Source organism: Streptomyces sp. NPDC104313, assembly GCF_055583985.1.
Genome location: NZ_JBVJMW010000015.1, coordinates 58847 through 71653 on the forward strand (window position 1 = coordinate 58847; position 12807 = coordinate 71653).

Annotated in this window: 13 protein-coding genes and 2 pseudogenes; 10 read left to right on the forward strand and 5 right to left on the reverse strand. The window is 71.3% G+C overall.

Annotated elements, in window-relative coordinates; genetic code table 11:
- The first annotated feature begins 53 nt into the window (after positions 1-53).
- Positions 54-1511 carry a menaquinone biosynthesis decarboxylase gene (locus tag ACZ60Q_RS28910; RefSeq protein ID WP_469640365.1) on the forward strand — a complete coding sequence of 486 codons (1458 nt, stop codon included), beginning with the start codon at positions 54-56 and terminating at the stop codon, positions 1509-1511.
- A complete protein-coding gene (mqnP, locus tag ACZ60Q_RS28915) occupies positions 1508-2428 on the forward strand; it encodes a menaquinone biosynthesis prenyltransferase MqnP (RefSeq protein WP_469640366.1) in 921 nt (306 codons plus the stop codon). The genes ACZ60Q_RS28910 and mqnP overlap by 4 nt, the downstream gene beginning before the upstream one ends.
- Before the next feature lie 13 nt (positions 2429-2441).
- Here the strand turns inward: mqnP and ACZ60Q_RS28920 are convergent, their stop codons facing one another.
- Positions 2442-3068, reverse strand: coding sequence for a rhomboid family intramembrane serine protease (locus ACZ60Q_RS28920; RefSeq protein ID WP_469640368.1), 627 nt, complete (start codon positions 3066-3068; stop codon positions 2442-2444).
- A 121-nt stretch (positions 3069-3189) separates the two neighbouring features.
- Between ACZ60Q_RS28920 and ACZ60Q_RS28925 the strand changes: the two genes are divergently transcribed.
- Positions 3190-3876 carry a UbiX family flavin prenyltransferase gene (locus ACZ60Q_RS28925; RefSeq protein ID WP_469640370.1) on the forward strand — a complete coding sequence of 229 codons (687 nt, stop codon included), beginning with the start codon at positions 3190-3192 and terminating at the stop codon, positions 3874-3876.
- 7 nt (positions 3877-3883) lie between these two features.
- On the opposite strand, the gene ACZ60Q_RS28930 is transcribed toward ACZ60Q_RS28925, so the two are convergent.
- Complete coding sequence (locus tag ACZ60Q_RS28930; protein ID WP_007460445.1) at positions 3884-4030, reverse strand: hypothetical protein; 147 nt, start codon at positions 4028-4030, stop codon at positions 3884-3886.
- 121 nt (positions 4031-4151) lie between these two features.
- Between ACZ60Q_RS28930 and ACZ60Q_RS28935 the strand changes: the two genes are divergently transcribed.
- From ACZ60Q_RS28935 to ACZ60Q_RS28955, 5 genes are all read left to right on the forward strand, one after another.
- The gene (locus ACZ60Q_RS28935) at positions 4152-4607 is read left to right on the forward strand and encodes an Lrp/AsnC family transcriptional regulator (protein ID WP_469640567.1); all 456 of its coding nucleotides are present in this window, start codon (positions 4152-4154) and stop codon (positions 4605-4607) included.
- Positions 4608-4700: 93 nt separating this feature from the next.
- Positions 4701-5864 carry an aminofutalosine synthase MqnE gene (gene mqnE, locus ACZ60Q_RS28940; RefSeq protein ID WP_469640569.1) on the forward strand — a complete coding sequence of 388 codons (1164 nt, stop codon included), beginning with the start codon at positions 4701-4703 and terminating at the stop codon, positions 5862-5864.
- Between the two features lie 175 nt (positions 5865-6039).
- Positions 6040-6576, forward strand: coding sequence for a GNAT family N-acetyltransferase (locus ACZ60Q_RS28945; RefSeq protein WP_469640373.1), 537 nt, complete (start codon positions 6040-6042; stop codon positions 6574-6576).
- A gap of 123 nt (positions 6577-6699) precedes the next feature.
- Complete coding sequence (locus ACZ60Q_RS28950) at positions 6700-6993, forward strand: DUF4229 domain-containing protein (protein WP_469640374.1); 294 nt, start codon at positions 6700-6702, stop codon at positions 6991-6993.
- A 475-nt stretch (positions 6994-7468) separates the two neighbouring features.
- Entirely contained in the window at positions 7469-8839 is a 1371-nt protein-coding gene (locus ACZ60Q_RS28955) for a dicarboxylate/amino acid:cation symporter (protein ID WP_469640376.1), read from the forward strand.
- Between the two features lie 90 nt (positions 8840-8929).
- Here the strand turns inward: ACZ60Q_RS28955 and ACZ60Q_RS28960 are convergent, their stop codons facing one another.
- Positions 8930-10171 (reverse strand): alpha/beta hydrolase family protein, encoded by a 1242-nt coding sequence (locus ACZ60Q_RS28960; protein ID WP_469640378.1) that lies wholly within the window; start codon positions 10169-10171, stop codon positions 8930-8932.
- A 199-nt stretch (positions 10172-10370) separates the two neighbouring features.
- Here ACZ60Q_RS28960 and ACZ60Q_RS28965 point away from each other — a divergent pair, with 199 nt between their 5' ends.
- On the forward strand, positions 10371-11015 hold the full coding sequence (locus tag ACZ60Q_RS28965; RefSeq protein WP_469640380.1) for a TetR/AcrR family transcriptional regulator: 645 nt from the start codon (positions 10371-10373) through the stop codon (positions 11013-11015).
- Here the strand turns inward: ACZ60Q_RS28965 and ACZ60Q_RS28970 are convergent.
- Both ACZ60Q_RS28970 and ACZ60Q_RS28975 read right to left on the reverse strand, forming a co-directional pair.
- The gene (locus ACZ60Q_RS28970; protein WP_469640571.1) at positions 11012-11860 is read right to left on the reverse strand and encodes a MaoC/PaaZ C-terminal domain-containing protein; all 849 of its coding nucleotides are present in this window, start codon (positions 11858-11860) and stop codon (positions 11012-11014) included. The genes ACZ60Q_RS28965 and ACZ60Q_RS28970 overlap by 4 nt on opposite strands.
- 17 nt (positions 11861-11877) lie before the next feature.
- A pseudogene (locus tag ACZ60Q_RS28975) lies at positions 11878-12432 on the reverse strand (3-oxoacyl-ACP reductase); the annotation flags it as partial.
- 150 nt (positions 12433-12582) lie between these two features.
- Here ACZ60Q_RS28975 and ACZ60Q_RS28980 point away from each other — a divergent pair.
- Positions 12583-12715, forward strand: a pseudogene (locus ACZ60Q_RS28980) (acetyl-CoA C-acetyltransferase); the annotation flags it as partial.
- Positions 12716-12807: the final 92 nt, after the last annotated feature.

Here is a 12807-nt window from a genome sequence, read left to right on the forward strand (position 1 = left end):
CGCCGGGGGAGCCCCGGCGGGGCCGCGGGGGCGGGGATGACAAACTGGACCGCATGGCTTACGACGATCTTCGCTCCCTGCTCCGGGCTCTTGAGCGCGATGGTGATCTCAAGCGCGTCAAGGTCGAGGTCGACCCCCACCTGGAGGTCGGCGAGATCGTCGACCGGGTCAACAAGGCGGGCGGGCCCGCCCTGCTGTTCGAGAACGTCAAGGGCTCCTCGATGCCCCTGGCCATGAACGTCTTCGGTACCGACCGGCGCCTCCTGAAGGCCCTCGGGCTGAAGTCGTACAGCGACATCAGCGACAAGATCGGCGGGCTCCTCAAGCCGGAGCTGCCGCAGGGCTTCGTCGGGGTGCGGGAGGCCTTCGGGAAGCTCGGCTCGATGGTGCACGTGCCGCCGAAGAAGGTGAAGTCCGGCGACGCGCCCGTCCAGGAGACGGTGCTGACCGGCGACGACGTCGACCTGGACCAGCTGCCCGCGCTGTTCACCTGGCCCGAGGACGGCGGTTCGTTCTTCAACCTGGGCCTCACCCACACCAAGCACCCCGAGAACGGCGTCCGGAACCTGGGCCTCTACCGGCTCCAGCGGCACGACAAGCGCACCATCGGGATGCACTGGCAGATCCACAAGGACAGCGCCAACCACTACCAGGTCGCCGCCCGGCGCGGTGAGCGGCTGCCCGTCGCCATCGCCTTCGGCTGCCCGCCCGCCGTGACGTACGCCTCCACCGCACCGCTGCCCGGGGACATCGACGAGTACCTCTTCGCCGGGTTCATCCAGGGCAAGCGGATCGAGATGGTCGACTGCAAGACCGTGCCGCTCCAGGTTCCCGCGCAGGCGGAGGTCGTCATCGAGGGCTGGCTGGAGCCGGGCGAGATGCTTCCCGAGGGCCCGTTCGGGGACCACACCGGCTTCTACACCCCGCAGGAACCGTTCCCCGCACTGACCATCGACTGCGTCACCATGCGGAAGAGGCCGCTGCTCCAGTCCATCGTGGTGGGCCGTCCGCCGACCGAGGACGGGCCGCTGGGCCGGGCCACGGAACGTTTCTTCCTGCCGCTGCTGAAGATCATCGTGCCGGACATCGTCGACTACCACCTCCCCGAGGCGGGCGGCTTCCACAACTGCGCGATCGTCTCGATCGACAAGAAGTACCCCAAGCACGCGCAGAAGGTGATGAGCGCGATCTGGGGCGCGCACATGATGTCGCTGACCAAGCTGATCGTGGTGGTCGACGCCGACTGCGACGTCCACGATCTGCACGAGGTGGCCTGGCGGGCGCTCGGCAACACCGACTACGCCCGCGACCTCACGGTCACCGAGGGGCCGGTCGACCACCTGGACCACGCCTCGTACCAGCAGTTCTGGGGCGGCAAGGCGGGCATCGACGCCACCAGGAAGCTGCCCACGGAGGGCTACACCCGGGACGGCGGATGGCCGGAGATGGTCGTCTCCGACCCGGAGACGGCGGCGAAGGTCGACCGTCGCTGGAAGGAATACGGGCTGTGAGCAGTACGGCGGAAGCGGCGTCCGTTCCCGGGCCCGCGCCATCGGACAGCAGGGTGAAGGCCTTCCTGCGGCTCGTGATGATCGAGCACTCGGTCTTCGCGCTGCCCTTCGCGTACATCGCCGCGCTGACCGCGATGTTCCTGCTGGACGGCACCATCCACTGGGGCACGCTGCTGCTCGTCACGCTGGCGATGGTGGGGCTGCGGACGTTCGCGATGGCCGCCAACCGGATCATCGACCGGGAGATCGACGCCCGGAACCCGCGCACCGCGGGCCGTGAGCTGGTGACCGGCGCGGTGTCGGTGAAGTCCGCGTGGACCGGCGCGCTCGTCGCGCTGGCCGTCTTCCTGGGCGCGGCGGCCCTGCTCAACCCGCTGTGCCTGGTGCTCGCGCCGCTGGCCGTGGTGCCGATGGTGGTCTACCCGTACGGCAAGCGGTTCACGAACTTCCCGCACGCGATCCTGGGTCTGGCGCAGGCCATAGGGCCGGTCGGCGCCTGGCTCGCGGTGACCGGCAGCTGGTCGTGGGACGCGGTGATCCTCGGGCTCGCCGTGGGCATCTGGATCGGCGGCTTCGACCTGATCTTCGCTTGCCAGGACGTGGCCGCGGACCGGGCCCACGGGGTGCTCTCCTTTCCGGCGCACTTCGGGATTCCGGCCGCGCTGTGGGGCGCGCGGGTGTGCCACGCGGTCACGACCGGGCTGCTGGTGTGGTTCGGGCTGGCCACGGATGCCGAGGTCTTCTACTGGATCGGCATGGGAATCGTGGCGGCGGCGTTCGTCTACGAGCACCGGGTGGTGCGTCCGCACGACCTGTCCCGGCTGAACCGGGCGTTCTTCTCGGTGAACGGCTTCATCGGCATCGCGCTGTTCGCCTGCGCGCTGCTCGACCTGCTGGTGCGCGGCCTGACCCCGTGAGCGCAGGTCCGGCTCAGACCGTGACCAGGCTGTCCGGTGCGCGGCGGGGGCGGCGGAAGAGGAAGGCCGCCGCCACCCCGCCGGCCAGCCCGAACAGGTGGCCCTGCCAGCTGACGCCCGAGTCGGTCGGCAGGACGCCCCACAGCAGCGAGCCGTAGACCACGGCGACGCCGACGCCTATGAGGACGTCCCAGGGGCGGCGGTCCACGAAGCCGCGGACCAGCAGATAGCCGAGCAGCCCGAAGACCACGCCGGACGCGCCGAGCGTCACCGTGTCCGGCGGGGCGGTCAGCCAGACACCGAGGCCGCTGACCAGGATGATCGTCACGACGACGGCGGCGAACCGGCGCAGTCCCGCGAGGGCGGCGATGAAACCGAGGACCAGCAGCGGGACGCTGTTGGAGGCCAGATGCTCCCAGCCGCTGTGCAGGAACGCGGCGGGCACCACGTCCCGCAGCTCCGCCGTCTCTCGCGGGCTGATGCCGTAGGTGTCCAGGGCGTTGCCCGTGGCCGTGTCGATCCCTTCGAGGACCCACAGCAGGGCCACCCAGCCCGCCATCAGGAGCCCGGCGGTCAGGGCCCGCGCACCGCCGGTGGTGCCGTTGCGCGTGGTGCGGTCGGTGGTCCAGTAGTCGCCCATGGTCTGCCCCTGCCCCCGGATTGCCCGTCACCCGGTGAACGTCTGCGGCGCCCGACCGGTTCCGGGTGCCGGGCGTGAGGGCGTGCCGGATAGGCTCGCAGATGTGGAATCCAGGACTTCAGTGACTCATCAGCAGCGGCGGCCTTGGATTGTCGGGGTGTCCGGTGCTTCGGGTACCCCGTTCGCGGCCGCCGTTCTGCGCGGGCTGCTGACGGCGGGCGAGAGCGTGGACCTGGTGGTGAGCCGGGCCTCGCGGCTCACCCTGCTGGACGAGACCGGTATCGCGTTCCGGGACGGGCACTGGCGCGAGGATCTGCGGGCCTGGCTGGAGCGGGGAGCCGACGGGAAGCCCGACGCGTTCGCGGTGGGGGAAGCGGAGCTGGAGCGCGTACGTCATTGGGCCGCCGGTGATCTGGCCGCCGGGCCGTCCTCCGGGTCGTACCCGGCGAAGGGGATGCTCATCGTGCCGGCCTCGACGGCCTGTGTGGCCGGAGTGGCGCTCGGTCTGTCGAAGGATCTGCTCCAGCGGGCAGCGAGCGTGACGCTCAAGGAGCGCCGCCCGCTCGTCGTCGCGGTGCGCGAGACTCCGCTGAGCGGCCAGACGCTGAAGCAGATGGTGGCCCTGGACGAGGCGGGCGCGATCGTGCTGCCCGCCTCTCCGGCGTTCTACGCGGGTGCGACGCATATCCAGGATCTGGTGGATTTCGTCGCGGGGCGGGTGCTGGACGCGGGAGGCGTGCCGCACCGGCTGTACCGCCGTTGGGAAGGAGAGCTCGGTGGCGGTTCCCGAGGCCCTGTGGACCGATAGGTCCTGGTCAGCGCTTCTTGTGCGCGCGCGGGGTGCGGGTCTTGTCGACGCGGTGCGCGGCGGCGGGCTGGTGGGCACGCGAGCGGTTGGCCAGGTCCTGCAGCTCGCGCATCCGGGCGTAGGCCATCTCGATCGTGTACACGGTGAAGTTCACTCCTGAAGATTCGAAAGCGTTTTTTGGATTTTGTAGAAGATTTGCAGGGTGTCAGCCCTGCATGCCTTAGATTCTACACGTAAACTCGCGGTACTGCTGAACAATGGAAGGCTTCAGTCATATGGACGCGGTGGACAGGCAGCTCATCCAGGCCCTCAGGGAGAACGGCAGGGCCTCGTACGCCGAGCTCGGACGGCTCGTGGGGCTCTCCGGGCCCAGCGTCACCGACCGCATCAACCGGCTGGAAAGCGCCGGGGTCATCATCGGCTACCGCGCCAACGTCGACTCCGCGTCGCTGGGGCTCGGCGTGACCGCGCTGATCGGGATCTCGCTCTCGGACGCGGCCGACCACGAGGACGTGGCGCGCCGGCTCAAGGACCTCGCGGAGATCGAGGACTGCTGGTTCATCGCGGGCGACGACTCGTACATGCTCAAGGTCCGGGTCGGCGACGTGGACGGCCTGGAGAAGACGATCCGTCGCCTGAGCGGCACGAAGGGCGTCTCGCGGACACGGACCACGATCGTGCTCTCGACCAAGTGGGAGAACCGGGTCGGGGAACTGCCGGAAGAGGAGTAGGGCGGAGTGCCGTAGAGGGGGCCCCACCCGCCTGAACAGTGGGGGAGTACGGTTGGCCGGAGTCTGATACACGGAGAAATGGGAGGCGGCCTAGTGGACGCGGGACTCAAGCGCGAGCTGGAGGAGAAGGTCCGGGCCGGCGAGCGGCTGACCCGCGAGGACGGGGTCGCCCTCTACGAGTCCGACGACCTGGCGTGGCTGGGCGGGCTGGCGCACGAGGTGCGTACGCGCAAGAACGGCGACGTGGTGCACTTCAACGTCAACCGTCACCTCAACATGACGAACGTGTGCACCGCCTCGTGCGCGTACTGCTCGTTCCAGCGCAAGCCGGGCGAGAAGGACGCGTACACGATGCGTATCGAGGAGGCCGTCCGCCTCGCCAAGGCGATGGAGGGCGAGAACCTCACCGAGCTGCACATCGTCAACGGACTCCACCCGACACTGCCGTGGCGCTACTACCCGCGCTCGCTCAGCGCGCTGAAGGAAGCCCTCCCCGACGTCGCGCTGAAGGCGTTCACCGCGACGGAGATCCACCACTTCGAGACGATCTCCGGCCTCTCGGCCTCCGACATCCTCGACGAGCTGATCGAGGCCGGTCTCGAATCGCTGACCGGCGGCGGCGCGGAGATCTTCGACTGGGAGGTCCGTCAGCACATCGTCGACCACCGCACCCACTGGGAGGACTGGTCGCGCATCCACCGCCTCGCGCACGAGAAGGGGCTCAAGACCCCCGCGACGATGCTGTACGGGCACATCGAGGAGCCCCGTCACCGCGTCGACCACGTGCTGCGGCTGCGGGAGATGCAGGACGAGACCGGCGGCTTCCAGGTCTTCATCCCGCTGCGCTACCAGCACGACTTCGTGGACATGAAGGACGGCAAGGTCCGCAACAAGCTCCAGGCCCGCACCACGATGGCGACCGGCGCCGAGGCGCTGAAGACCTTCGCCGTCTCCCGGCTGCTGTTCGACAACGTGCCGCACGTCAAGGTCTTCTGGGTGATGCACGGTGTGCAGACCGCCCAGCTGGCGCTGCAACACGGTGCGGACGACATGGACGGCTCGGTCGTCGAGTACAAGATCACGCACGACGCCGACGACTTCGGCACGCCGAACAAGCTCGGCCGCGAGGATCTGCTGGACCTGATCCGCGACGCCGGCTTCCGGCCGGTCGAGCGGAACACCCGGTACGAGATCCTGCGCGAGTACCCGGGCCCCGAGGCGGACCGGCGCGAGTCGCCGCAGCCGATGCGCGTCTGACGCCCGACCGCCCTGCCCGCCCTGCCCGACCCCGCTCCGGGCGACCCCGCAACTGAGCTCCTGCTACTGAGCGACCCCGCCACTGAGCGAAAGCCCCGGCTGCCGTCCCCGCCGGGGCTTTCTCGCGTTTCGGACAGGGTTGAGCCATGCAGGGTGTAATGGTTAGTGTGCTGCTATGGCGCTTACGTTCGAGCTGGATCCCCCGTTCATCCCCGCCCTGCGCGACGGCGTCACCGCCCTCTGGGCCGATGTCACCAACGCGGGCGGAGCCGTCGGCTTCGTTCCGCCCGTCACGGCCGAGGAGATCCGGCCCGAGCTGCTCAAGCACCTCGTGGCCATCGAGCAGGGCCGTGCCCGGCTCCTCGTCGGCCGCGACGAGGAGGGCGCCGTCGCCGCCACCGCCTTCCTCACCCTCAACGACCACCGGCTGATGAAGCACTGGCTGTGGCTCTACACCGTCATGGTCCACCCCCGCCACCAGGGCAAGGGGTACGGCCGCGACCTCATGGCCGCCGCCGCCGGGTCCGCCCGCTCCGTCGAGGGCGTCGAGGCGATCCGCCTCACCTGCCGGGGCGGCACCGGCGCCGACCGCTTCTACGCCGCCTGCGGATACAAGGAGGTCGGCCGGGTGCCGGACGCGATCCGGGTCGCCCCCGGCGATGACCGGGACGACATCGTCATGCTTCTCCCGCTGGGCCCGGCGGCCCCCTGAACCGAGGGCTCCCGCCGGGGGCGTCCCCGGCCCGGCAACCCCCTGAACCGAGAGAATTCGGGCCATGCTTCACTGGACGGGCAGAAGTGTGTCGAGAGTCCATGGGAAGAGGGAGGGCCAGCCGTGTCCGCTGCCAAGCCGAGCGCGTTGATCCGTTACACGGCGTTGCGCCTGCTGATCTTCGTCGGCTGCTTCCTCGCCGCCGGTGTCGCCGTCCACTTCGGGCTGGTGCCCTCAGGACTCGGCGGGGCCAACGCCGTCTGGGTGATCCTCCTGGGCCTCCTCCTCTCCGCCCCGCTCAGCTACGTGCTGCTGCGCAGGCAGCGCGACGAGATGTCCGAGCAGATCGTCTCCACCGTCGATCGCACGAAGGCGCGCCTCGATGCCAACCGCACCCGCGAGGACGCGGTCCAGTAACGCCCGTTCCGTGGCGTCCGGCGCACCCGATGCGGCTGTAGGCGCCACGTAAGCTTCCTCACACACGCGCGCCGCGCGCACCCCTTCTCCGCCGGACCCCGGGCGGGAGCCACCAGGCTCCGGCCCGGGGTCCCTGGCGTTCTCCGCTGTTTTACAGCGCTTTCCGGCCTTTTCTGCCCGGCGAAGCCATGCGAGGGAGCCAAAGAAAGGCTTTGAGGTTCCCAAAGTTCAAGTGTTAACGTATTCGACGTGAAGACAGCCGTGCGCCCCCGTCATGCCGTGAGCATCCCGCTCGTGGCGCGCCTGCATGTCGATCTCTGCCGCTGTATGTCCGCGGTCTGTTGCCGCGAGGTCTGATACGGCATCATGCAGCGGCGCCGCCCCCGACGCGGGCGCCGCGACCCCGTCCCCGTTCCGCCGCACGACCGCACGGATGGATCCGTGTGTCCCGATGCGTCCCAGTTGGAGTGTGTCCGTGTCCGCGAACCCCGCGTCCGCCGCCCCCGAGGCCGAGCAGCCCACCGGCTCCGGCCCCGGTTTCCGTATACCCAGGGTCCCGTTCTGGGCCCAGATCGTCGCCGGTCTGGTCCTCGGCGTACTGCTCGGCTGGCTGGCCCGCAGCCAGGATCTCGGCTGGCTCGTCACCACCCTCGACCAGATCGGCTCGCTCTTCGTCCAGCTGCTGAAGCTGGCCGTCGCCCCGCTGGTCTTCTTCGCGATCCTCGTGTCGATCACCAACCTGCGCCAGGTCAACAACGCCGCCCGGCTCGCGACCCGCACCCTGCTCTGGTTCATGATCACCTCGCTGATCGCGGTCGCCATCGGCCTCGCGATCGGTCTGATCACCAACCCGGGCTCCGGCACCGGCCTCACGCCGAAGGACGGCGCGCTCTCCGAGACCAGGGGCAGCTGGATCGACTTCCTGACCGGCATCGTCCCGGACAACGTGATCACGCCGTTCACCGAACTGAACGTGCTCCAGATCGTGTTCATGGCCGCCGTCGCCGGTATCGCCGCCCTCAAGCTCGGCGACAGGGCCAAGCCGATCCTCACTCTCAGCCAGTCGATCCTGGAGCTGCTCCAGAAGGCCCTGTGGTGGGTCATCCGCCTCGCCCCGATCGGCACCGTCGGCCTCATCGGCTACGCCATCGCCGACTACGGCTGGGACCTCATCGGCAAGTACGCGACCTTCACCGCCGACGTCTACATCGGCTGCGCCCTGGTGATGTTCGGCGTCTACCCGCTGCTCCTGGCCACCGTCGCCAAGGTCAGCCCGCTCCAGTTCTACAAGGGCGCCTGGCCCGCGATCCAGCTCGCCTTCGTCTCCCGCTCCTCGGTCGGCACCATGCCGGTCACCCAGCGCGTCACCGAGCGCCTCGGCGTTCCGAAGGAGTACGCCTCCTTCGCCGTCCCGTTCGGCGCGACCACGAAGATGGACGGCTGCGCCGCGATCTACCCGGCGCTGGCGGCGATCTTCATCGCGCAGATCTTCGACGTGCAACTGGGCATCGGCGACTACCTCCTGATCGCCTTCGTCTCGGTGATCGGCTCGGCGGCCACCGCCGGTCTCACCGGTGCGACGGTCATGCTGACCCTCACCCTGTCCACGCTGGGCCTTCCGCTGGAGGGTGTCGGCCTGCTGATGGCCATCGACCCGATCCTGGACATGATGCGCACCGCCACCAACGTGGCCGGCCAGGCGCTGGTCCCGGTGATCGTCTCGGCCCGGGAGAAGATCCTCGACCACGACGCGTACAACTCGGCCTCGTCCTCCCCGATCGACCTCTTCGGTCAGGACGACGTCCGTGATGCCGGGCAGAAGGTGACCCTGCCGGCGCCTGCCTGACCCCGCGGGCTCCATCCGCCCCGCACGACCGCGCCCCCGGTCCACGTTCCGTACGTGGACCGGGGGCGCGGCCGTGGACCGGGGCGGCGGTCAGGGGCGCTGGAAGAGGACCTCGGGGTTGGCCGGGGTCGGGCTGTTCAGCAGCAGGGCCGGCCGCCCGCGCAGGCTCCGGTCGAAGAAGGCCGTCACATAGCTCCTGGTGATCGTGGTCGAGCGGGCGGCGGAGAGCGGCGCGTCCGGGTCCTCGATGCCGAGCTGCTCACCGATCACCGGGGTGTCCGTGAAGGTGAAGTGCCCGGCGTCCCGCACCGTCAGCCACCGCTTCCAGCCGTCCAGCCGGTCCCAGGCGTCGTCCCAGGACGTGTCGGAGCCGGGGCCGTGCCCGGGGTCGGTGCCCAGCATCAGGAACGGCCGCCCCTCCAGCCCCCGCACGGGAGCCGGGTCGAAGAACGTGCCGTCCATGTTGACCCCCGCGTCCACCCGGCGGTCGGCGGCCATCGTGGAGGAGGCCGCGTTGCCCCCGATGGAGTGGCCGGCCATGCCCACCCGGTGCGGGTCGATCGTCCGGGCGTGCCGCCACGCCGGGTCCGGCCCGGTCAGCCGGTCCAGCAGGAACGAGAAGTCGGCGGCCCGCCCGGCGGCGACGGAGGCCAGGACCTTCCGCGCCGAGGCCTCGTCGGGCTGTGCGGACACCTTCTCGCAGGCCGCACAGGTGAGGACCCGCCCGTCGGGCAGTTGCGTGCCGGTCGACTCGTACGGATGGTCCGCGGTCGCCACGACGTAACCCCGGCCGGCCAGTTCCTCGGCGAGCCCGGTCAGCGTGGCCCGGGGCGTGCCGAAGCCGGGGGAGAGCAGGACCAGCGGGAAGCGTCCCGGGGCCGGGCGGGCCGCCGTACGGGAGTGGGTCCGGGTGGCGGCGACCAGGCCGGGCCACTTCGGGTCCTCCATCCCGCGCTGCGCGAGCATCAGCCGCGCCTCCTCCTCCGGTATGTACGGGGCCGGGCCGCCGCCGGTGCCGGGGCGGGCCGGGTAGTGCAGCGACACCAGCAACCGGCGCGGCCCGGCGGCCGGTACCCACGGGTCGGTGCGCTCGTGGTCGGTCAGGAACAGGGTGTCGCGGCCGGTGGCGTGGCGGCCGGTGGGGCGGGGGAGCGCCGGCGGGGACAGCGCGGCCGGGTCGCCGGGGGCGGCGGAGGCGGGGGTCGAGGCGGTGGCCGGCGCCGGGCCGGACGCCGAGGCCGCCGGGGCCGAGGCCAGGGAGGCGAGGGCGGCCAGGGCGAGCGCCGCGGCGGCGGCGACCCCGGCCGGTCTGCTGCGAAGGGAGATCGTCATGTCCGCAACGCTAGGGAGGCGACCGGGCGGGCACATCGGACGCCGGGTGGACCTGCTGTCGGACCGGGGGATGACCGCTCTCCTCCGCTGGTCGCACCGGGCCGTGCCCGCCGTTGTGATCGCTCCGCACGACGCCGGGCCGCGCGCCGCCGTTACCCTGGGGCGGAGCAGGGCAGTGGGGGCGGGGAGGAATCCGGACGTGGGTGCAGTGAAGAGCAAGCGGATGCCGCGTGCCGTGCGCGAGCGGCAGATGATGGACGCCGCGGTGCGGACCTTCGGGCAGCGTGGCTACCGGGCTGCCTCGATGGACGAGATCGCGGAGCTGGCGGGCGTGTCCAAGCCGTTGGTCTACCTGTACCTGAATTCCAAGGAAGAGCTGTTCTCCGCCTGTATCCGGCGGGAGGCGAACGCCCTGCTGGAGGCGGTGCGGGCCGGGGTGGAGCCGGGGCTGCCCGCCGACGGCCAACTGTGGTCGGGGCTGCGGGCGTTCTTCCTCCACACCGCCGAGAATCCGGACGGCTGGTCGGTCCTGCACCGCCAGGCGCGTTCGCACGGGGAGCCGTTCGTCAGCGAGCTCGGCGGAATGCGCGACGAGATCGTGGCGTACGTGACGGGGCTGATCGGGGCCGCCGCCCGGGAGGCGCACCGCGACCCCGCACTGGCGGACCGGGACGTGGTGGGGCTCGCGCAGGCGCTGGTGGGGGCCGCGGAGTCGCTGGCGGGCTGGGCGAACGACACCCCGGACGTCTCGGCGAGGGAGGCCGCGGCGACCCTCATGAACTTCGCCTGGGCGGGCCTGGAGAACCTGCTGCACGCCCGCCCCTGGCAGCCCCCGGCTTCCTAGGGGGCCTCTCGGGTCACCGACCCCACGAGGTGCACGCGCCCGTCGGGGCCGCGCAGTTCGAAGGCGTCTCCGGCGGCGTCGGCCGCGTAGGTCACGGTGCCGGGCAGCAGGACGGGGGCCCTGAACCCGGCCCGTACGGAACGGATTCCGGCCGGGTCGCCGGCCTCGGCCAGGCAGCGGGCGACCGTCCACATGCCGTGCGCGATGGCCCGGGGGAAGCCGAACAGCCGGGCGGTCAGCGGATGCAGATGGATCGGGTTGCGGTCCCCGGAGACGGCTCCGTACCGCCGCCCGAGGTCGCCGGTCAGCGGCCACTCGGCGCGGGCGGGCAGACCCTTAGGGGCCGGGTCGGCGGCGGGGCCCCCGAGGGGTGCCGCCGTCTGCGCGCGCCGCGTCGCGTGCCGGGACAGATAGCCGCTGCGAGACTCCCACACCAGCTCTCCGGCCACCCGCGCCTCGGTCGACATCGTGACCTCGGTACCCCGTCGGTGTGGCGTCAATTCCTTTGCGCGCACCGTCAGTTCGAGTGATTCTGCGGGCCTCGTGGCCCGGTGCGGGGTGATCTCGATCCAGGTGTGGACGAGCCCGAGCACCGGTAGCGGGAAGGCGCGGCCGGTCATCAGTCGCATGGTGAGCGGGAAGGCCAGCACCTGCGGATACGTGAGCGGCAGCGGCCCGGCTTCCGTGAACCCGCAGATCCTGCGGTACGCGGCGAGGGGGCCGGGCGCGACGGGCGCGGCCGGGCGGGTGAGCCGGTCGGGGGGCAGTGTGGCGTCCGGCCGTCCCGCGCGCTTGAACGGCGAGGTGAGGGCCGCGCGCGCGAGCGAGGCGCTGAGCGAGGTCATCGGGCTCACGCCCCCAGCGGGCTCTGGCCGCGGACGCGCGGCACCTGGCCGTTGACGGCGGTGGAGCCGGGCCCCGCGAACCAGGCGGCGGCCTCGGCGACGTCGGCCGGGAGCCGCGGGAGCTGGACCGTGGAGCCCCGCCCGACCTCCTTGCCCAGCGACCGGACGAAACCCTCCAACGCCTGCTGGGCAGCGGCCTGATGGTGGTCCTCGGGGGACGGCGGCGTGCCGAGGACGACGATCCGGCCACCGGGAGCCGGCGACCGTACGACGGGATGGAGGGCGGCGTGCACCTCGGAGAGGCCCTGGGCGGAGGCGGCCCGGGTGGCGTCCGGGACGATCCCGGCGGGCCGCGCGGGCCGCTCCTCGGCGGTGAGCCCGGTCGTGGCCGGCACCTTCGTCAGCCCGTCCCGGATCGTCGAGGCCCCGGCGGTCAGGTGCGGCAGCGGCCCGTCCAGGCGCGGGGTGTCCAGGGTCCGGCGGCGCGGCGGGGCGGGTTGCGGCAGGCCGAGCCGCCGGGTGAGGAAGCGGCCGGGTGCTGTGCCGGTGAGGTGCAGATGGCGATCGGCCATTGTCCTGACTCCCTGCTCGGCCGTAGATTTACTCTTGAGTAAGGTTACTTAGGAGTCAGGAGCTGGTCGAGATGAACACTCCCGGACCGACCGGGACGAGATGGTCACGGTGACGACACCGCGCCCGTCGATTCCCCTCGCCCCGCCCCGGCCGCGACGGTCGCCCGGATTGTCGCCACCCCTGGCCAAGCTCCTCGCGGAACGGGACGCGCCGGGCCGGGGCCTGATCTCGGTCTGCGCGGCCGGAGGCCAGGGGGTGACGGCCATCCTGGAACGCCCCTGATCCGCCTGTCCCTCGACCCGCCTGTTCCTTCCGCATTCCCTGCCGCACCCGGCGACCGGGGCACCGATGAAGCCCCCTGCCGGACGGACGAC